Below are 19025 nucleotides of genomic sequence, written 5' to 3'. Positions count from 1 at the left end.
GGCGATGAGCGCGCCGGCTCCCGCGAGCGCGGCCGCCGGCTCCGGCGCGGCGCCCCTGCTGAGCGTGCGCGACCTGCGCGTGGTCTTCGCCGCCCGCGGCCGGCGCCCGGTGCACGCCGTGGACGGCGTCTCCTTCGACGTCCGCCCGGGCGAGGTGATGGGGCTGGTGGGGGAGTCCGGCAGCGGCAAGTCCGTGACGTCCCTGGCCGTCACGGGGCTGCTGCCGCGCCGGGCGGCGCGCGTGTCCGGGCAGGCCCTGCTGGACGGGCGGGACCTGCTCGCCCTGCCGCAGCGCCGGCTCGACGAGCTGCGGGGCAGGGACGTGGCGATGGTCTTCCAGGACCCGATGACGTCGCTGAACCCCGTCGTCCCGGTCGGCCTGCAGATCACCGAGGTGCTGCGCCGGCACACCCCGGCCACGCGCGCCCAGGCGCGGGAGCGGGCCGTGGAGCTGCTCGCCCGCGTCGGCATCCCCGACCCGCGCCGGCGCGTGCGCGAGTTCCCCCACCAGCTCTCCGGCGGCATGCGCCAGCGGGTGATGATCGCCATCGCCCTGGCGTGCAGCCCGCGCCTGCTCATCGCCGACGAGCCGACCACGGCCCTGGACGTGACGATCCAGGCGCAGGTGCTGGAGCTGCTCAAGGAGCTCGTCGTCGAGCAGGGCACGGCCATGGTGCTCATCACGCACGACCTCGGCGTCGTCGCGGGCCTGTGCGACGCGGTGACGGTGATGTACTCCGGGCGGGTGGTCGAGCGCGCCGGGCGGCGAGAGCTGTTCGCGCACCCGCGCCACCGCTACACCGCCGGGCTGCTGGCCGCCGTGCCGCGCCTGGACGCGCCGCGCGACGCGCCGCTGCGGCCGATCCCCGGCACGCCGCGCGACGTGCTGGCCTGGGCGGACGGGTGCGCCTTCGCGCCCCGCTGCCCGGCGGCGGCCGCCGACTGCCTGCGCGCGGACCTGGCGCTCGTGCCCGACCCGGACGGCGGCGCGGACGGCGGCGCGGACGGCGCGGACGGCGGCGCGGACGGCGGCGCGGTGGGGCACGAGATGCGCTGCGTGCACCCGGTGCCCGAGCCGGGCCACGACCAGGGAAGGGGGCGCGCGGTATGAGCGCGCAGGAGACGGGCGACGACGTCCTGCTGCGCGTGCGCGGGCTGCGGGTGCACTACCCCGGCCGCGGCGGGCTGCTCGGCCGCGGGGGCGCGCCCGTGCGCGCCGTGGACGGCGTGGACCTCGACGTCCGCCGCGGCACGACCCTGGGCCTGGTGGGGGAGTCCGGGTGCGGGAAGTCCACGCTGGGCCGCGCGGTGCTGCGCCTGACCGAGCCGACCGCCGGGCAGGTGGTCTTCGACGGCACCGACGTCCTCGCGCTGGGGCGCGAGCCGCTGCGGCGGCTGCGCCGGCGCGTGCAGATGGTCTTCCAGGACCCGATGGCCAGCCTGGACCCGCGCCAGAGCGTAGAGGGTCTGCTGACCGAGCCGATGGCCGCGCACGGGATCGGCGGCGGGGGCGGCGCCGGGCGGGCGGCGCGCTCGGCGCGGGTGCGCGAGCTGCTCGACCTCGTCGGGCTGCCCGCCTCGGCCGCCGCGAAGTACCCGCACGAGTTCTCCGGCGGCCAGCGCCAGCGCCTCGGCATCGCCCGCGCGATCGCCGTGGAGCCGGACCTCGTCGTCGCCGACGAGCCGGTCTCGGCGCTGGACGTCTCGGTGCAGGCGCAGGTGGTCAACCTGCTCTCCGAGCTGCAGCAGCGCCTGGGCCTGACCTACGTGGTCATCGCCCACGACCTGGCGGTGGTGCGGCACGTCAGCGACACCATCGGCGTGATGTACCTGGGCACCGTGGTCGAGCGGGCGCCCAGCGACGCGCTGTACGAGCAGCCCCTGCACCCCTACACGATCGCGCTGATGTCGGCGATCCCCGTGCCGGACCCGGCCGTGGAGGACCGGCGCGAGCGGATCCTGCTGCCCGGGGACCTGCCCAGCCCCGCCGCCCCGCCCTCGGGGTGCCGCTTCCACACCCGGTGCCCGTTCGTGCAGCCCACGCGGTGCGGCGACGAGGTGCCCGCGCTGCGCGAGCTCGCGCCGGGGCGTGCGGTGGCCTGCCACTGGGCCGAGGAGGTCCGCGACGGGCGGATCACGGCTTCGCAGGTCGCGCACGACCCGACGGCGGTCGCCGCGGCGCGGTGAGGGGCGCCAGGCGCGGCGCTGCTCAGCGGTCGACCTCGAGGACGGCGTACACGCCGTCCTCGGGGATGCTGACCCTCGTGCGGCGGGTCGGCAGCCCGGCCCGCCGCACGAGGCCGACGAGCTGGTCGACGCTGCGCGGGTGCAGGCGGGGCCAGCCGGCGGCGCGCTGGTTGAAGTGCAGCTGGCGGCGGTCGGAGAGCATGTTGCCCACCACGAGCGCGCCCCCGGGGCGCAGCATCCGGTAGGCGTTGCGCAGCAGCCGGACGCAGGAGGCGTCGGTGAAGTACTCGAAGATCCCCAGCGCCTCCACGACCGTGGCGGCGCCCTCGCCGACCTCGTCGACGAGGGAGGAGCCGGCCACCGCGGTGCGCACCAGGTCGCGCCGGTGCAGCGCGTAGTCGACGCCCTCGACCAGGCCCTGCTCGGCGGCCAGCCGGGCGGCGAAGGCGAGCGCGGAGGCGTCGAGGTCGACCAGCTGCAGGTGCACCCGCGGGCCCCGCAGGGCCGCGACGGCGTCCAGGACGGGCACGGCGGCGCCGCAGGCGAGGCTCACCCAGGTCGCCGGCTCCGGCGCGCCGGAGCGCCACGACGCCTCGGTGACCCGGCGCACCGCCTGGCTCATGATGCGCGCGCGCGAGCGGATGCCGATGCCGTCGATGCTGTCGAGGAAGACCCGGCGCGCCGTGGCGTCCAGGGGGGCGCCGGAGGGCAGGTGGGAGGCCTGGCGCTGCACCGGGTACAGGGCCACGGCCCCCGGGACCAGCTCGCGCCGCCACTCGCGCATCGCGGCCGAGGCGTAGACCCACTCGCCCGCCGGGTTGCCGTGGGTGGCCACCTCGCCGTCCACGACCGAGGGGGCGCGCCACTGCGGGTGCGCCCGCAGCATCTCGTCGAGCAGGGCGAACATCGCGTGCGTGCTCTCGCGGCTGGGGGAGAGGTCGCTCTCGTCGGCCACGGCCACCCGCCGCACCCGCACCCCGGTGACCGGGTCGACGCGCTCGGCCAGCAGCTCCACCGGGAAGGCCGGCGCCGCCGGGGCGCCGGCGGAGGCCGGTCGCGCGCCCCTCGGCGGGCGGGCGGTGCAGCGGACCTGCTGCGCGAGGAGCCCGTCGGTCGATCCAGCGCCCATGGGCGCGCACCCTCCCGTCATCGACGTCCGCGCTTCTTACCAGAGCCGGTGCCCGCGGCACCAACCGGCTGCTCACAGCGCGTCCACCGATGCTCACAGGTGTCTCACAGGTCGCCGTCCGCGTCCGGTCGGCGTCCGGACGGCGTGCGGTCGGCGTGCGGTCAGGCGCTCGTCAGGGGCCGATGACCGTGCCGAAGCCGCGGTCCCGCGCCCGCGGCGGCGGCACCGGCCCGGCCACGACGCCCGTGGCCGTCGGCGGCTGCCCGGCCGCGGCGCCCCCCAGCAGCGCCCCCTGCCCATAGCAGCACCCGTGCCGCACGAGCCAGCGCGCCTGCTCGAAGGTCTCCACGCCCTCGGCGACGACGCGCAGCCCGAGGGCGTCGGCCATGGCCACCATGGCGAGCACGAGCGGCGCCTCCTGGTCCGCGCACGTGATGTCCGCGACGAAGGAGCGGTCGATCTTCAGCACGTCGACGCCGAGGCGGCGCAGGCGGTCGAGGCTGGAGTAGCCGACGCCGAAGTCGTCGACGGCCGTGGTGACCCCGAGCGTGCGCAGGTGGTGCAGGTTGGCGCCCAGGTGCACCGACGCGTTGTCGTAGTGGCTCTCGACGAGCTCGAGCAGCAGCCGCCCGGGCGGCAGCCCGCTGCTGCGCAGGGCCCGCTCGACCCGCGCCGAGTAGTCCGGCTGCTGCAGCTCGCGCCCGGAGGCGTTCACGGACAGGTACGCCGGGCCCCGCCCGGGCACCGCGGGCCAGGTGGCCGCCTGCCGGCACGCCTCCTGCAGCACCCACCCGCCGAGCTCGACGATCGCGCCGGTGCGCTCGGCCTCGGGCACGAAGGCCGCGGGCGGCAGCAGGCCGCGCTCGGGGTGCTGCCAGCGCACGAGCGCCTCGGCGCCCGCGACGGACCCGTCGCGCAGGTCGGCGATCGGCTGCAGGTGGACGACGAACTCCCCGCGCCCGACCGCCTCGCGGATCGCCCGCGCGCTGCTGCCCGTGCCGGGGTGCTGGTGGGTGCGCCCGCGCCCCTCCCGCTTGGCCGCGTACACGGCGGCGTCGGCGCGCGAGACGAGCATGGACGCGGACTCCCCGGGCTCCCACCCCACGGAGCCGGCGGAGCAGGAGAACTCGCGCGGCAGGGCGGTGCGCAGGCGCTCGGCCAGCGCGGTGCCCGCCGCGACGCCGGCGCCGGGCATGACGACGGCGAACCCGTCGCCGCTGAAGCGGCCCAGCACGTGCCCCTCGGGCACCAGCGGGCGCCAGGTCTCGGCCGCCACGACGAGCAGGCGGTCCCCGCCGCCGCGGCCGAGGTTCTCGTTGACGGCGCGGAAGTGGTCCAGCTCGAGGAGGACCAGGGCCACGCTGTCCGACGGGCCCGCGGCCGCCAGCGCCTCGCGGAGCACGCGCTCGACGCCGCGGCGGTTGGGCAGGCCGGTCAGGGCGTCGGACTCGGCCTCCTCCAGGGCGCCGATGAGCCGGTCCACGGCCGCGCACAGGATGACCAGCACGCCCCACAGCACCACCTGCTCCCCGAACCCGACGTCCGGGACGAGGGAGAGGGCGAGCACGCCCTGCACGACCGTCAGGGCCAGCTGGACGTTCGCGTCGCGGCCCTGGACGACGAAGCGGCAGAAGATCGGGCCCGCCAGGTAGGCGCAGGCGTACGCCACGGCGGTGCTGCCCCCGCCGGAGGCGAGCACCGCCGCGGTGATCAGGACGGTGCTGAACGCGATCGTCGGGTTCAGCAGGCGCCGGGGCAGGCGCCGGGCGAGCAGCGCCATGACGACGGCCGCGGCGACCGCCACGCCGTCGAGCAGCTGGACCGCCCAGGACAGGCGCGCGCCGGAGGCGGCCGGCAGCAGCGTCGTGGCGAGCACCAGCAGGCCGACCGCGGAGTACAGGGCGGCGAGCAGCCGCCAGGCCGCGGGCAGGCTGCTGATGGCCGGCGGGCGGTTCCACCGCCCGCCGCGGGGGCGCGGGCGCGCCGCGGGCGACGGGGCGGCGCTGCTGGTCACGGGCACGGGCACCTATCGGCATCGGGAGCCGGGGCCCGCTCGTCACAGGAGCGGTCGGGCTCCCTCGGGCAGCGGCGGTGGCGTGCCGCCGAAGAGGGGGCAGAGGGACTGGTGGGCGCACCAGTCACACAGCCTGCTGCGCCGGGGGCGCCAGTCCCCGGTCTCGGTAGCGCGCTGCACCGCCCGCCAGAGAGCTTCGAGCTTGCGCTCTGTCGCGCGCAACTCATCTTCGTGCGGAGAGTAGCGCAGCACCTGACCGTCGCCCAAGTACACGAGCTGGAGCACCCTGGGCACGACGCCGCGCAGGCGCCACAGCACCAGGGCGTAGAAGCGCATCTGGAACAGCGCCTTGGCCTCGAACGCCTCCTTGGGGGAGCGGCCGGTCTTGTAGTCGACCACCCGCAGGTCGCCCGCGGGGGAGACGTCGAGCCGGTCGACGTAGCCGCGCAGGCGCAGGCCCGAGTCGAGGTCGACCTCGACGAACAGCTCCCGCTCGGCCGGCTCCAGGCGCGTGGGGTCCTCCAGCTCGAACCAGCGGTCGAGCAGGACCGCCGCGGAGGTCAGCCACTGCTGCTCCTCGTCGTCCTCGAACAGGGCCGCCAGCTCCGGGTCCTGCTCGCGCAGGTGCTCCCACGAGGGGGTCAGCAGCGAGCGCGCGGCCTGCGGGGTGCGCTCGGCGGCGGGCAGGTCGAAGAGGCGCTCGAGCACCGCGTGCACCACGGTGCCGCGCAGCGCCGCCGGGCTCGGCGGCTCGGGCAGGCGGTCGATGACGCGGAAGCGGTACAGCAGCGGGCACTGGACGAAGTCGGAGGCCCGCGAGGGCGACAGGGAGCGGGGCGCGCCGGCGCGGCGGGCCGCCCGCTGCTCCTGCGGGCCCGCGACGCCGCCGGCCTCCGCCGCGCAGGGCTGCGCGGCCGTGCCGACGGCGCCGGCCGCGGGAGGAGCCGCCGCGGGGGTCGCGACGGCGGCGGGGAAGGACATGGGCTCCACGGTAGGCGTCGGGACCGACAGTCCGGGAGCCCCCGCGGGCCCCGAACGGGCCCGAGCGGGCCCCGAGCCGGCCCCGAGCGGGCCCCGAGCCGGCCCTGAGCCGGCTCCGAGCGGCCCCGAGCCGGCTCCGAGCGGCCCCGGTGCGGCGGCGGGCGGCCGTAGGCTGCCGGGGTGAGCACCTCGGCGCCGGGCACCGCGGGCGCGGCGGAGCGCCCGGAGGGCTGGCGGATCGGCACCCTGCTCGGGGTGCCCGTGCTCGTGGCGCGCTCGTGGTTCGTCATCGCCGCCGTGGTCACCTGGACCTTCGCGCCGCTGGTGGCGAGCACCGCCCCGCAGCTGGGGGCGCTGCGCTACGCCGTCGCCTTCGGCTACGCGCTCGTGCTGTGCCTGTCGGTGCTCGTGCACGAGCTCGCGCACGCGGCCACCGCCCGGGCCTTCGGCATCCCCGCCAGCCGCATCGTGCTCACCCTGTGGGGCGGGCACACGCAGTTCGAGCACGACCCGTCCTCGCCCGGGCGCAGCTTCGCCGTCGCCGTCGCCGGGCCCGCCTCCAACGCCGCCCTCGCCGGCGGCGCCTGGGCGGCCCTGGCCGCGCTCGACCCCGGGCCGGTCGCGCGCCTGCTGCTGGTCAGCCTCGCCCTGACGAACGCCTTCGTCGCCGTCACCAACGTCCTGCCCGGGCTGCCCCTGGACGGCGGCCGGCTGCTCGAGGCCGTGGTGTGGCGCACCAGCGGCGACCGCGAGCTGGGCACGATCGTCGCGGCCTGGGTCGGGCGCGCCGTGGCCGTGGGCGTGCTCGTCGCGGCGCTCGGCTGGCCCTGGCTGACGGGCGGCGGCGTCTCGCTGGTCACCGTCGTGGTCGCGGCCGCGATCGGGGCGCTGCTGTGGACGGGCGCCGGGGCCGCGCTGCAGGGCGCCCGGATCCGGCGGCGCGCGCCGTCCGCGAGCGTCGCGGCGCTGGCGCGCCCGGCGGTGGCCGTCCCGGCGGGCGCGAGCCTGGCCGCCGCGCTGCAGCGCAGCGGGCAGGTGCCCGGCGGGGCCTGGGTGGTGCTCGTGGACGCCGCCGGCGCGCCGTCCGCCGTCCTGGACCCGGTGGCGGTCGCCGACGTCCCGGAGCAGCGGCGCGACGCCGTGGCCGCCGCCTCCGCGGCCCGCGCCCTGCCGCCCGGGGCGGTCGTGGCGTCCTCGCTGCGCGGGGAGGACCTGCTGCGCGCCCTGTCGGCCGCCCCGGCGGAGGAGTGGGTCGCGCTCGACGCCGCGGGCCGCGTGAGCGGGCTGCTGCTGGCCCGCGACGTCGTGGCGGCCGTGATGGGCCCGCGGGCGGCCGCCCGGCGCTGAGGCGCGGCGTCGGCGGGCGCGGGGCGCGCCGTCCCTAGACTGCCTCCCCGTGGCAGAGCCCGAGCGCACCCCCGCCCCGAGCCTGGAGCCGACGGGCGCGGCGGTGCGGCGCGGCCCGTTCCGCGCCGGCGACCGCGTGCAGCTGACCGACCCGCGCGGGCGCCCGCACACGATCACGCTGCAGCCCGGCAGGCAGTTCCACACCCACCGCGGCCACCTCGCGCACGACGACCTGATCGGCGCCCCGGAGGGCACCGTGGTGGCGAGCACGGCCGGGATCGAGCACCTGGCGCTGCGCCCGCTGCTGAGCGACTACGTGCTCTCGATGCCGCGCGGCGCCGCCGTGGTCTACCCCAAGGACGCCGGCCAGGTCGTGGCGATGGCCGACGTCTTCCCCGGCGCCCGCGTCGTCGAGGCCGGCGTCGGCTCCGGAGCGCTGAGCATGTCGCTGCTGCGCGCGGTCGGGGACGGCGGCCGGCTGCACTCCTTCGAGCGCCGCGAGGACTTCGCCGCCATCGCCCGCGCCAACGCCGAGGCGTTCTTCGGCGGCCCGCACCCGGCGTGGACGATCACCGTGGGCGACCTCGCCGAGGAGCTGCCGCGCGCGGAGGAGCCGGGCAGCGTCGACCGGGTCGCGCTCGACATGCTCGCCCCCTGGGAGTGCCTGGACGCCGTCGCCGTCGCCCTGGCCCCCGGCGGCGTCCTCATCGCCTACGTCGCCACGGTCAGCCAGCTCTCCCGCCTGGCCGAGGACGTGCGCGCCGACGGCCGCTTCACCGAGCCGGCGGCGTGGGAGTCGATGGTGCGCGGCTGGCACCTGGAGGGCCTGGCCGTGCGCCCCGAGCACCGCATGGTCGGGCACACCGGCTTCCTGCTGACCACGCGGCGCCTGGCCGACGGCGTGCGCCCCCCGCAGCGGCGCCGGCGCCCGGCGAAGGCCGCCGCCCCCGAGGAGGGCCTCGTCTCGCCGTGGGCCGACACCGAGGACGGCGCGCCGCCGTGGGGCGAGGAGGCGCTGGGCGTGCGGGGGGTCTCGGACAAGAAGGTGCGCCGCGTGCGCCGGGCGGTCGACGGCCCGCACCGCGGCGCGCCGGACGGCGGGTCCGCCCCTCCCGCGCCGCAGGGGCGGAGTTAGGGTCGAGCACGGACTCGACGCCGCCCGCGCGGCGGCCACCGGGAGGTGCACCATGACCGACCACCCCCACGACCACCCTCGCGACCAACCCGCCGACCTCGGCCCGCAGCCCTCGGGCCGCTCGGAGCGGGCGATGCAGGAGGAGCTGAGCGTCCTGCGCCGCCGGCTCGCGACGTCCCCGCACCGGCTGCGCGCGCTGGAGGACGAGGTGGCCGAGCTGCAGCGCCAGCTCACCGCGTCCACCGCGCAGAACGACCGGCTGGTGCGCACCCTGACCGAGGCCCGCGAGCGCCTCGTCGAGCTCAAGGCCGAGGTCGAGCGCCTGGCGCAGCCGCCCAGCGGGTACGCGACGTTCCTGTCCCTGCACGAGGACGGCACCGCGGACGTCGTCCAGGCCGGGCGCAAGGTGCGGGTCGCCGTCAGCCCCGCCGTGGCGGCGCAGGCGCTCGGGCACGGGCAGGAGGTGCTGCTCAACGAGGCCATGAACGTCGTCGCCGCGGGCACCTACGACCGCATCGGCGAGGTCGTCACCCTCAAGGAGCTGCTCGAGGACGGCCGCGCGCTCGTCCTGGCCCACGCCGACGAGGAGCGCGTGGTGCGCCTGGCCGCGCCGCTGCAGCAGGCCCCGCCTCGCGTCGGCGATGCCCTCAACCTCGACCCGAGGTCGAGCGTCGTGTTCGAGCGCGTGCCCCGCTCGGAGGTCGAGGAGCTCCTGCTCGAGGAGGTCCCCGACATCGAGTACGCCGACATCGGCGGCCTCGGCTCGCAGATCGAGGCCATCCGCGACGCGGTGGAGCTGCCGTTCGCCCACCCGGACCTGTACCGCGAGCACGGCCTGAAGGCGCCGAAGGGGATCCTGCTCTACGGCCCTCCCGGGTGCGGCAAGACCCTCATCGCCAAGGCCGTGGCGCGCTCCCTGGCCACGCAGGCCGCCGAGCGGCAGGGCCTGTCGGAGGTGCGCAGCTACTTCCTCAACATCAAGGGCCCGGAGCTGCTGAACAAGTACGTCGGGGAGACCGAGCGCCACATCCGCCTGATCTTCGCCCGGGCGCGGGAGAAGGCGGGCGAGGGCACGCCGGTCGTCGTCTTCTTCGACGAGATGGAGTCGCTGTTCCGCACCCGCGGCTCGGGGGTCTCCTCGGACGTGGAGACGACGATCGTGCCGCAGCTGCTCGCGGAGATCGACGGCGTCGAGCGCCTCGACAACGTCATCGTCATCGGCGCCTCGAACCGCGAGGACATGATCGACCCGGCGATCCTGCGGCCCGGCCGCCTCGACGTGAAGATCAAGATCGAGCGCCCGGACGCCGAGGCGGCGCGCGACGTGTTCGCCAAGTACCTGACCCCGGACCTGCCGCTGCACCCCTCCGACCTCGCCGAGCACGGCGGGTCCCCGACCGCGACGGCCACGGCGATGATCCAGCGCACCGTGGAGCGGATGTACGCGGAGACCCCGGAGAACCAGTTCCTCGAGGTCACGTACGCCAACGGCGACAAGGAGGTCCTGTACTTCAAGGACTTCAACTCCGGCGCGATGATCCAGAACATCGTCGACCGCGCGAAGAAGATGGCGATCAAGGACCTGCTGACCACGCGACAGCGCGGCATCCGGATCGAGCACCTGCTCGCGGCGTGCGTGGACGAGTTCAAGGAGAACGAGGACCTGCCCAACACGACGAACCCGGACGACTGGGCGCGCATCTCGGGCAAGAAGGGCGAGCGGATCACCTACATCCGCACGATCATCCAGGGCAAGTCCGGCTCCGAGCCCGGTCGCGCGATCGACACCGTGGACGGCACCGGCCAGTACCTCTGAGGCGCCGCCCCTCCGAGCACGGGGCGCCCCCGTGCCCATCAGATGGGCACGGGGGCGCCCCGTGCTCACTGCATCCGGGTGCGGTGCCGCCCAGTCGGCCTCGGACCTGCGCCCGAGCGGCCCGCGCGCGCCAGCGACGAGGTGTCGCGAGACGGGGTCCGGGCGGCCGCCACGGCCCACCTCGTGACATCTCGCGGCGGCCGTGCAACCTCCAGTGATAACGGAAGCTTGCTCATGACATCCAGCTAGGTGAGGAAGACGCTCAGCGGCGCCCGGAGCAGCCCACCAGCGCGGCGACCACGCGCCAGCCCAGCAGCAGCGCAGCCAGCACGAACGCGGTCACGACCACGAAGCTCACCGGGGCGCCGTCCCCGGTCGTCGCGCGCAGCAGCACGCCGACGGCGACCGCGGCCGCCCACACCGCGGCGCCCGTGCGGCGCGAGGACGGCGCGCGCCACCCGCGGGCCGCGACCCAGCCGGTGGCCAGCCCTGCGAGGAACGGCCACGCCGTGCCCAGCGTCCCGGCGAGGTCGAGGCCCTCGGCGTGGGAGCGGCGTCCCACCAGGACGAAGGCCAGCACCGCGGCGACGTCCAGGACGGCCGCGGCGGGCGCGGGCACGCCCGTGCCGCGCAGGGCGCGGCGAGACGCGCCTCGGAGGGTGCGGCGCGGGGTGGGAGGGGCGGTGCCGGTCACCGCTCCACGGTAGGCGCCTAGGCTGGAGCCCGATGAGCGTGCGCCGCGTGATGGGCATCGAGACCGAGTACGGGGTCTCCTCGCCGGGGCACCCGGAGACCGACCCCGTGCTGCTCTCGAGCCAGGTGGTCACCGCCTACGCCGCGCCGCTCGGCCCGCGCGGGGGCCGCCCCCGGTGGGACTACGAGGACGAGGCGCCCCTGCGCGACGCGCGCGGCTTCGAGGTCGCGCGCTCCGCCGCGCACGCGAGCCAGCTGACCGACTCCGCGCGCGAGGAGAGCTGGGCCGAGCTGGAGGACCCGGGCTCGGCCAACGTCGTGCTCACCAACGGGGCCCGCCTCTACGTCGACCACGCCCACCCGGAGTACTCCAGCCCGGAGGTGACCTCGCCGCTGGACGCCGTGCGCTGGGACCGCGCCGGGGAGGTGGTGATGGCCACGGCCGCCGCCCGCATCGCCGCGACCCCGGGCCTGGGGCCGGTGCGCCTGTACAAGAACAACACGGACAACAAGGGCGCCTCCTACGGCACGCACGAGAACTACCTCATGGCCCGCTCGACGCCCTTCCCGGCCATCGTGCGGGCGCTGGTGCCCTTCTTCGTCGCGCGCCAGGTCGTCACGGGCGCCGGGCGGGTGGGCATCGGCCCGCGCGGGGAGGTCGCCGGTTTCCAGCTCTCCCAGCGCGCGGACTACGTCGAGACCGAGGTGGGCCTGGAGACCACCCTCAAGCGCCCGATCATCAACACCCGCGACGAGCCGCACGCGACCGCGGACCGCTACCGGCGCCTGCACGTGATCATCGGCGACGCGAACCTGTGCGAGGTCGCGACCTACCTCAAGCTGGGCACCACCGCCCTGGTGCTCGACCTCGTCGAGGCCGGCCGGGCCCCGGACGTCGCCCTCGAGACGCCGGTGGCCTCCCTGCACGCGGTCAGCCACGACCCGTCCCTGACGGCGCTGCTGCGCCTGGCCGACGGCTCCCGCCTGACCGCCGTCCAGCTGATGTGGCGCTACCTGGAGGCCGCGGCGGCGCTGGTCGCCGAGCGAGACGGGGACGACGCCGACGCCCAGACCCGTGACGTGCTGCGCCGGTGGGAGCAGGTGCTCACGGACCTGGAGGCCGACCCGATGCGCTGCGCCGGCCGGCTGGACTGGGTCGCCAAGCTGCGCCTGCTGCAGGGCTTCCGCGACCGCGAGGGCCTGGAGTGGGGCAGCCCGCGCCTGGAGCTGATCGACCTGCAGTACGCCGACGTCGACCCCGCCCGGGGCCTGCACTCCCGCCTGCGGGCGCGCGGCGCGGTCGAGCGGCTGGTGGACGAGAACGACGTCGAGGCGGCCACGAGCGCGCCGCCGGAGGACACGCGCGCGTGGTTCCGCGGGCAGTGCCTGGCCCGCTACGGCAAGGACGTCGCGGCGGCCAGCTGGGACTCGGTGATCTTCGACGTGCCCGGCCGCGGGGCCCTGCAGCGGGTGCCGATGCTCGAGCCGCTGCGCGGCACGCGGGCGGCGACCGAGGCGCTGCTGCAGCGCTGCCCGGACGCCGCGAGCCTGGTCGACGCCCTCAGCGGCGCCTGATCCGCCGCGCCTGACCGCGGCGCCTGACCGCCGCGCCACTCACCCCCTCAGGTGCCCGGACGGCGCGTCGTGGGCCTCAGGCATCCCGGCGCCCGCGCTCGCAGGCCGCGACCGCGCCGTCCAGGAGCGCGGCCAGGGTCTCGTCGTCCGCCCAGTCGTGCTCGCGCAGGCGCCGCAGCGCCGGCAGCAGGCGGGGGTCCGCGAGCGCGGCGGCGGCCTCCACCCACCCCTCGTCGACGTCGGCGGGGTCCTCGGCGCCCAGGTGCTGCAGCAGCGCCGGGAGGACCCGCGGCTCACCGCGCGCGGCGAGCCCGCGAGCGGCCTGCGCGGCGGTGTCGGGCCGCTGCGCGTCCTGCAACGCCCGCAGCAGCGCGCCCCGCACGGCGGGGGTGTCGGCCTCCAGCTGCACGGCGAGGCCGAACACGGCCTGGTCGCGCACCTCGGCGTCCGGGTCCTCGGCCGCCGCGAGCAGGGCCCGCAGGACCTCCCCGCCCGCCGCGCCGGGCCCGTCCGCGAGCAGCGGCAGGGAGGAGACGACCTGCCAGCGCACGTCGGGCTCGCGGTCGGCGGCCAGGCGCAGCAGCGCCGGCAGGGCGCCCGCGCCGGCGGAGGGCAGGACCTTGGCGGCCACCCAGCGCAGGTCCGCCTCGCCGGACCCGGCGGCCCGCTGCGCCTCCGCCAGCAGCTCGGCGCGCACCGGCGCGGGGGCGGGCGGGGACCACGGTGCGGTCAGGACGCCGAGCAGCTCCAGGGCCACCAGCCGCGCCGCGGGGTCGGGGGAGGCCGCCCAGGCGCGCGCGTCGGCGAGCGCGCCGTCCGCGCCGCGCGCCCGGGCGTGCGCGCTCAGCGCGGCGGGGAAGCCGCTGCCGGTGCCCTCCCGGGCGGCCAGCAGGCCCTCCAGCGCGGCGGGCGGGTCCTGAGGCGGTGCGGGCGCGGGGACCGGGCGGGGGAGGGCGGGATCGGGACCGGGCACGGCCGTCGATGCTGCCACGCGGCGCGTCGGAGCCCTCGCCTACGATCGGGGCTGCTCCTCAGAACCGCCCGGAACCCCACCCGAAGGGGGCACGATGCCCGGCCAGGAACAGCAGCGACCCACCCGGCGCGACAGCTCCGAGGTCGAGGAGCTCGACGAGGCCCCGCTGCCGACGAGCTCCTCGAGCACGAGCGAGGACGACGTCGACGCCCTCCTCGACGAGATCGACGACGTGCTGGAGTCCAACGCGGAGCAGTTCGTGCGCCAGTACACGCAGAAGGGCGGCCAGTGACCGACGCGCCCGGGTTGCCGGCGGCCTTCCGACGCCCCGGCTCGGCGTCCTTCACCGACTTCCTCGGCGACCACGCCCCCGAGCTGCTGCCCGGGCGGCGGGTGCTGCCCACCGGCGCCGCCCTCGAGGTGCCGCACGGGACGACCATCGTCGCTCTCACCCACCCGGGCGGTCTGGTGATGGCCGGTGACCGGCGCGCGACGGCGGGCAGCACGATCGCCAGCCGCGACATCGAGAAGGTCTTCCCCGCCGACGGGTGGTCCTGCGTCGGCATCGCCGGCACCGCGGGCCTGGCCGTCGAGCTGGTGCGCCTGTTCCAGGTGGAGCTGGAGCACTACGAGAAGATCGAGGGCGCCGTGCTGAGCGTGGACGGCAAGGCGAACCGCCTGGCCGCGATGGTCCGCGGCAGCCTGGGCCTGGCGATGCAGGGCCTGGCGGTGGTGCCGCTGTTCGCCGGCTACGACTTCGACCGCGAGGAGGGCAGGATATTCGGCTACGACGTGGCCGGGGACCGGCGGGAGGAGCGGGAGTTCGCCACCATCGGCTCCGGGTCGGTCTTCGCGCGCGGGTCGCTGAAGAAGCTGTGGCGCCCCGGGCTCAGCCGCGAGGAGGCCGTGCGCGTGGCCGTCGAGGCGCTCTACGACGCCGCGGACGACGACTCCGCCACCGGCGGCCCGGACCGCGTGCGCCGGATCTGGCCCGTGGTGGCCACGGTCGGCGCCGACGGGTACGCCCGCCAGGACGAGGAGGCCCTGGCCGAGGTCGTCGAGCAGGTCGTCACCGACCGCAGCCGCGCGCAGGAGGGCCGCCGGCGATGAGCATGCCCTTCTACGTCTCGCCCGAGCAGCTCATCCGCGACAAGGCGGACTACGCGCGCAAGGGCATCGCCCGCGGCCGCTCGGTGGTGGTCACCGAGTACGAGGGCGGCATCGCCTTCATCGCGGAGAACCCCTCCCGCACCCTGCACAAGATCAGCGAGATCTACGACCGGATCGCCTTCGCCGCGGCCGGCAAGTACAACGAGTTCGAGAACCTGCGCGTGGCCGGCGTGCGCTACGCCGACCTGCGCGGCTACTCCTACGACCGCGCCGACGTCACGGCGCGCGGCCTGGCCAACGCCTACGCGCAGACCCTGGGCACGAGCTTCACCACCGAGTCCAAGCCCCTGGAGGTCGAGCTCGTCGTCGCCGAGGTGGGCCCGACGCCGGGCACCGACCAGATCTACCGGCTGACCTACGACGGCTCCGTCTCCGACGAGCGGGGCGTGGTCGTCATGGGCGGGCAGGCGGAGCAGGTCGCGCCCGAGCTGCGCTCGCGGTGGCAGCCGGGCCTGGACCTCGCCGGCGCGCTGCGCCTGGCCCTCGTCGGCCTGGCCCCGGACGCCGCGGGCGGGGCCCCGCGCCAGCTCGGCCCGGAGGCCCTCGAGGTCGCCGTCCTCGAGCGCGACCGCTCGCGGCGCTCCTTCCGCCGCGTGCCCGCCGCTGCGCTCTCGCAGCTGCTCGGCACGCCCGTGACCTCCCCGGCCGACGGCGACGGCCACCCGCCGGGCGGGGGGTCCGGCACGCCGGGCGGGCACAGCGGCCTGCCCGACGACGTCCCGCCCCACACGCCCTGACCGGCTGCTCCGCCGGCGCTCCGCCCGGGTCCGCGACCGCGCCGGCGGCGGTGCGGCTGCGCCGGGACGCCGGCACGGGGCACGTGGGGCGCCTGGCGGTGGTCCCCGACGCCCGGGGCCGCGGGCTGGGCGCGGCGCTGCTGGGCGCCGCCGGGGCCGCGGCGCGCGGGGCCGGGGCTGCGCGGCTGGAGCTGTTCACCGGTGCGGCGTCGTCGGCGGACCCCGCGCTGCACCGCCGGTGCGGCTGCGCGCCGGGAGGCACCCGCCCCGACCCGCCCGGCCCGAGGGGCCCGTGCGCCGGGGCCCGTCCCCGCCGCGCAGCCACGACGTAGTGTTGACGGCATGGACCGCCGGATCCTCGGCCTCGAGACCGAGTACGGGGTCACCTGCGCCTCCGAGGGGCAGCGCCGGCTCTCGGCGGACGAGGTGGCCCGCTACCTGTTCCGCAAGGTCGTGTCCTGGGGGCGCTCGAGCAACGTCTTCCTGCGCAACGGCGCGCGCCTGTACCTCGACGTCGGCTCCCACCCCGAGTACGCCACCCCCGAGTGCGACGACGTGCGCCAGCTCGTCGTCCACGACCGCGCCGGCGAGCGCATCCTCGAGGGCCTGACGGTCGACGCCGAGCGGCGGCTGGCGGAGGAGGGCATCGCCGGGGAGGTGTTCCTGTTCAAGAACAACACCGACTCCGCCGGCAACTCCTACGGCTGCCACGAGAACTACCTCGTGCCCCGCACCGGGGAGTTCTCCCGCCTGGCCGACGTGCTCATCCCCTTCCTCGTCACCCGCCAGGTGCTCGTCGGCGCCGGCAAGGTGCTGCAGACCCCGCGCGGGGCCGTGTACTGCCTCTCCCAGCGCGCGGACCACATCTGGGAGGGCGTCTCCTCCGCCACGACGCGCTCGCGCCCGATCATCAACACCCGCGACGAGCCGCACGCGGACGCCGAGCGCTTCCGGCGCCTGCACGTGATCGTCGGCGACTCGAACATGTCCGAGACCACCACCATGCTCAAGATCGGCGCGGTGGACCTGGTGCTGCGGATGCTCGAGGCGGGCGTGGGCCTGCGCGACCTGAGCCTGGAGAACCCGATCCGCGCGATCCGGGAGGTCAGCCACGACCCCAGCGGGCGCCGCCCGCTGCGCCTGGTCTCCGGGCGCGAGGCCAGCGCGCTGGACGTGCAGGAGGAGTACCTCGAGCGGGCCAAGGCCTTCGTCGAGGAGGCCGGCGTGCGCACCCCCACCGACAAGCGCGTCCTGGACCTGTGGGAGCGCGGGCTGCGCGCCGTCCGCGAGGGCGACCTGGCGCTGGTGGAGCGGGAGCTGGACTGGGTGATCAAGCTGCGGCTGCTCGAGCGGTACCAGGCCCGGCACGGCCTGACCCTCGCCGACCCCCGCGTGGCGCGCCTGGACCTCGCCTACCACGACGTCTCGCGCCGGCGCGGCCTGTACAACCTGCTCGCCGCGCGCGGCATGGTCGAGCGCGTGACCAGCGACGTGGAGGTCTTCGAGGCCACCGCCGTGCCGCCGCAGAGCACGCGGGCGAAGCTGCGCGGGGACTTCGTGCGCGCCGCGCAGGAGCGCCGCCGCGACTTCACCGTGGACTGGGTGCACCTGAAGCTCAACGACCAGTCCCAGCGCACGGTGCTGTGCAAGGACCCCTTCCGCTCCGTCGACGACCGCGTGGACCGGCTGATCGCCAGCATGTGAGCCCGCGTCCTCGCGCCGCGGGCGCTGGACGTCGCGCAGCGGGCGGGCGGTGCGGGGGCGCGGTCGGCTCCCAGGGAGCGCCCAGGGTCGGCGGCTAGGGTCCTCGGGTGCGTCGATCCCTGCCCGTCCTGCTCGCCGTCCCCCTCGTCCTCGCCGGCTGCGGCTCCGAGGACCCCGCCGACCCGGCGCAGGTCCTGGAGCAGGTGGAGGTCTCCGACGCCGGCGAGGGCGAGGCGCCGCAGGTCGTGCTCGAGGAGACGCCGCTGTCGGTGGAGGAGACGGCCACCGAGGTGCTGCGCGACGGCGAGGGCCCGCCGGTGGAGGCCGGCCAGCTCGTCGGCGTCGACTACGTCGGCGTCAACGGCGCGGACGGGGAGCAGTTCGACGCCTCGGAGTGGTCCGGCACCCCTATCTCCTTCACCCTCGACGACAGCGTCATCCCCGGCTTCACCACGGCCCTGCAGGGCGTGCCCGTCGGCAGCCGCGTGCTCGCCGCCATCGCCCCGCAGGACGGCTACGGCCCGCAGGGCGGGGTGGAGGCGGCCGGCATCGGCGCCGAGGACACCCTGGTCTTCGTCATCGACGTCGTCTCCGCGAGCCCCGCCCGCGCCGCCGGCGAGGCGGTGACCCCGCCGGCCGGCCTGCCGGGCGTGACCCTCGCCGAGGACGGCGCCCCGACGATCACCATCCCGCAGGGCGCCCAGCCGCCGAGCGAGCTCGTCGCCCAGGAGCTGATCCGCGGCACGGGCCCGCAGGTGCAGTCCGGCCAGACCGTCACCGTGCACTACACGGGCGTGAAGTGGGCCGACGGGTCGGTGTTCGACTCCTCGTGGGAGAACGGGGCGCCGGTGCCGTTCCAGATCGGCACCGGGCAGGTCATCCCCGGCTGGGACACCGGCCTGGTCGGCAGGACCGTCGGCAGCCAGGTGCTCCTGGTGATCCCGCCCGCGCAGGGGTACGGGGAGGCCGGGGCGCCGGACGCCGGCATCAGCGGCACCGACACCCTGGTCTTCGTCGTCGACGTCCTCGCCGCCGCCTGACCCGCACCAGCCCGACCAGCCCGACCAGTCACCGACCCGGCCACCGACCCGGCCACCGAGCCCGTTGAGAGGACCCGCATGAGCGAGCCCGCGCGCCCCGAGATCGACTTCCCCGAGGGCGAGCCGCCGTCCGAGCTGCAGGTGAGCGACGAGGTCGTCGGCGACGGCCCGGAGGCCACGTCCGGTTCCACCGTCAGCGCCCACTACGTCGGCGTCGCGTGGTCGACGGGGGAGGAGTTCGACGCCTCCTGGAACCGGGGCCAGCCGCTGGACTTCCGCGTCGGGGTCGGGCAGGTCATCGCCGGCTGGGACCAGGGCATTCCCGGCATGCGCGTGGGCGGACGCCGGCGCCTCGTCATCCCGCCGCACCTCGCCTACGGCTCTCGCGGCGCGGGCGGCCCGATCGGCCCGGACGAGACCCTGATCTTCGTCGTCGACCTCGTCGGGGTGCGCTGACCCGTCGCTGTCGCCCGCGAGAGGCCCTCCGCGCACGCAGAGGGCCTCTCGTGCGCCGGCGCGCGACG

General features: G+C 76.8%; 18 protein-coding genes. 13 read left to right on the top strand and 5 right to left on the bottom strand.

The genetic code is table 11. The annotated features are described in order from the left end of the window. Positions 1–4 precede the first annotated feature (4 nt). Both BLS82_RS07845 and BLS82_RS07840 read left to right on the top strand, forming a co-directional pair. Entirely contained in the window at positions 5–1111 is a 1107-nt protein-coding gene (locus tag BLS82_RS07845; protein WP_092863700.1) for an ABC transporter ATP-binding protein, read from the top strand. Next, on the top strand, positions 1108–2187 hold the full coding sequence (locus BLS82_RS07840; RefSeq protein ID WP_092863697.1) for an ABC transporter ATP-binding protein: 1080 nt from the start codon (positions 1108–1110) through the stop codon (positions 2185–2187). The genes BLS82_RS07845 and BLS82_RS07840 overlap by 4 nt, the downstream gene beginning before the upstream one ends. A 22-nt stretch (positions 2188–2209) precedes the next feature. Here the strand turns inward: BLS82_RS07840 and BLS82_RS07835 are convergent, their stop codons facing one another. The 3 genes from BLS82_RS07835 to BLS82_RS07825 form a co-directional block, all read right to left on the bottom strand. Continuing rightward, positions 2210–3316, bottom strand: coding sequence for a class I SAM-dependent methyltransferase family protein (locus tag BLS82_RS07835; RefSeq protein ID WP_092863694.1), 1107 nt, complete (start codon positions 3314–3316; stop codon positions 2210–2212). A 172-nt stretch (positions 3317–3488) separates the two neighbouring features. Then, on the bottom strand, positions 3489–5330 hold the full coding sequence (locus BLS82_RS07830) for a putative bifunctional diguanylate cyclase/phosphodiesterase (RefSeq protein WP_143028780.1): 1842 nt from the start codon (positions 5328–5330) through the stop codon (positions 3489–3491). A 42-nt stretch (positions 5331–5372) separates the two neighbouring features. Next, positions 5373–6311 carry a RecB family exonuclease gene (locus tag BLS82_RS07825; RefSeq protein ID WP_092863688.1) on the bottom strand — a complete coding sequence of 313 codons (939 nt, stop codon included), beginning with the start codon at positions 6309–6311 and terminating at the stop codon, positions 5373–5375. A gap of 180 nt (positions 6312–6491) precedes the next feature. Here BLS82_RS07825 and BLS82_RS07820 point away from each other — a divergent pair, with 180 nt between their 5' ends. Genes BLS82_RS07820 through arc form a run of 3 tightly spaced genes read left to right on the top strand, consistent with a single transcriptional unit; the run spans position 6492 to position 10609 of the window. Next, positions 6492–7658 (top strand): site-2 protease family protein, encoded by a 1167-nt coding sequence (locus BLS82_RS07820; RefSeq protein ID WP_092863685.1) that lies wholly within the window; start codon positions 6492–6494, stop codon positions 7656–7658. Positions 7659–7707: 49 nt separating this feature from the next. Beyond that, a complete protein-coding gene (locus BLS82_RS07815; protein ID WP_092863682.1) occupies positions 7708–8793 on the top strand; it encodes a tRNA (adenine-N1)-methyltransferase in 1086 nt (361 codons plus the stop codon). A 52-nt stretch (positions 8794–8845) separates the two neighbouring features. Then, on the top strand, positions 8846–10609 hold the full coding sequence (gene arc, locus BLS82_RS07810) for a proteasome ATPase (RefSeq protein WP_092863679.1): 1764 nt from the start codon (positions 8846–8848) through the stop codon (positions 10607–10609). Between the two features lie 262 nt (positions 10610–10871). On the opposite strand, the gene BLS82_RS07805 is transcribed toward arc, so the two are convergent. Then, the gene (locus BLS82_RS07805) at positions 10872–11303 is read right to left on the bottom strand and encodes a DUF3054 domain-containing protein (RefSeq protein ID WP_218123717.1); all 432 of its coding nucleotides are present in this window, start codon (positions 11301–11303) and stop codon (positions 10872–10874) included. A 32-nt stretch (positions 11304–11335) separates the two neighbouring features. Between BLS82_RS07805 and dop the strand changes: the two genes are divergently transcribed. Further along, positions 11336–12877 carry a depupylase/deamidase Dop gene (gene dop / locus BLS82_RS07800; RefSeq protein ID WP_092863676.1) on the top strand — a complete coding sequence of 514 codons (1542 nt, stop codon included), beginning with the start codon at positions 11336–11338 and terminating at the stop codon, positions 12875–12877. 76 nt (positions 12878–12953) lie between these two features. Here the strand turns inward: dop and BLS82_RS07795 are convergent, their stop codons facing one another. After that, positions 12954–13850, bottom strand: a complete 897-nt coding sequence (locus tag BLS82_RS07795) for a HEAT repeat domain-containing protein (protein ID WP_176818990.1) — start codon at positions 13848–13850, stop codon at positions 12954–12956. A 94-nt stretch (positions 13851–13944) separates the two neighbouring features. Between BLS82_RS07795 and BLS82_RS07790 the strand changes: the two genes are divergently transcribed. The 7 genes from BLS82_RS07790 (at position 13945) to BLS82_RS07760 (ending at position 18957) form a co-directional block, all read left to right on the top strand. Further along, positions 13945–14142, top strand: coding sequence for a ubiquitin-like protein Pup (locus BLS82_RS07790; RefSeq protein ID WP_092863671.1), 198 nt, complete (start codon positions 13945–13947; stop codon positions 14140–14142). After that, entirely contained in the window at positions 14139–14960 is an 822-nt protein-coding gene (prcB, locus tag BLS82_RS07785) for a proteasome subunit beta (RefSeq protein ID WP_092863668.1), read from the top strand. The genes BLS82_RS07790 and prcB overlap by 4 nt, the downstream gene beginning before the upstream one ends. Continuing rightward, complete coding sequence (prcA, locus tag BLS82_RS07780) at positions 14957–15757, top strand: proteasome subunit alpha (RefSeq protein ID WP_092863666.1); 801 nt, start codon at positions 14957–14959, stop codon at positions 15755–15757. Before prcB ends, prcA begins: the two co-directional genes overlap by 4 nt. Before the next feature lie 50 nt (positions 15758–15807). Then, positions 15808–16089 carry a GNAT family N-acetyltransferase gene (locus tag BLS82_RS16755; RefSeq protein ID WP_369811055.1) on the top strand — a complete coding sequence of 94 codons (282 nt, stop codon included), beginning with the start codon at positions 15808–15810 and terminating at the stop codon, positions 16087–16089. 10 nt (positions 16090–16099) lie between these two features. Beyond that, complete coding sequence (gene pafA / locus BLS82_RS07770; RefSeq protein WP_092863663.1) at positions 16100–17461, top strand: Pup--protein ligase; 1362 nt, start codon at positions 16100–16102, stop codon at positions 17459–17461. Positions 17462–17568: 107 nt separating this feature from the next. Continuing rightward, complete coding sequence (locus tag BLS82_RS16060) at positions 17569–18501, top strand: FKBP-type peptidyl-prolyl cis-trans isomerase (protein ID WP_092863660.1); 933 nt, start codon at positions 17569–17571, stop codon at positions 18499–18501. Between the two features lie 78 nt (positions 18502–18579). Next, positions 18580–18957 (top strand): FKBP-type peptidyl-prolyl cis-trans isomerase, encoded by a 378-nt coding sequence (locus BLS82_RS07760; RefSeq protein ID WP_092863657.1) that lies wholly within the window; start codon positions 18580–18582, stop codon positions 18955–18957. Positions 18958–19025: the final 68 nt, after the last annotated feature.

The organism is Quadrisphaera sp. DSM 44207 (assembly GCF_900101335.1).
Lineage (GTDB): Bacteria > Actinomycetota > Actinomycetes > Actinomycetales > Quadrisphaeraceae > DSM-44207.
The sequence above is the reverse complement of the archived record's forward strand: the minus strand, read 5'-3'. Positions and strand labels throughout refer to the sequence as shown.

Excerpts from the sequence above, each read along its gene's own strand:
- BLS82_RS07845 (WP_092863700.1), top strand. The coding sequence starts at position 5 with ATGAGCGCGCCGGCTCCCGCGAGCGCGGCCGCCGGCTCCGGCGCGGCG.
- BLS82_RS07840 (WP_092863697.1), top strand. The coding sequence starts at position 1,108 with ATGAGCGCGCAGGAGACGGGCGACGACGTCCTGCTGCGCGTGCGCGGG.
- BLS82_RS07835 (WP_092863694.1), bottom strand. The coding sequence starts at position 3,316 with ATGGGCGCTGGATCGACCGACGGGCTCCTCGCGCAGCAGGTCCGCTGC.
- BLS82_RS07825 (WP_092863688.1), bottom strand. The coding sequence starts at position 6,311 with ATGTCCTTCCCCGCCGCCGTCGCGACCCCCGCGGCGGCTCCTCCCGCG.
- arc (WP_092863679.1), top strand. The coding sequence starts at position 8,846 with ATGACCGACCACCCCCACGACCACCCTCGCGACCAACCCGCCGACCTC.
- dop (WP_092863676.1), top strand. The coding sequence starts at position 11,336 with ATGAGCGTGCGCCGCGTGATGGGCATCGAGACCGAGTACGGGGTCTCC.
- BLS82_RS07790 (WP_092863671.1), top strand. The coding sequence starts at position 13,945 with ATGCCCGGCCAGGAACAGCAGCGACCCACCCGGCGCGACAGCTCCGAG.
- prcA (WP_092863666.1), top strand. The coding sequence starts at position 14,957 with ATGAGCATGCCCTTCTACGTCTCGCCCGAGCAGCTCATCCGCGACAAG.
- pafA (WP_092863663.1), top strand. The coding sequence starts at position 16,100 with ATGGACCGCCGGATCCTCGGCCTCGAGACCGAGTACGGGGTCACCTGC.
- BLS82_RS07760 (WP_092863657.1), top strand. The coding sequence starts at position 18,580 with ATGAGCGAGCCCGCGCGCCCCGAGATCGACTTCCCCGAGGGCGAGCCG.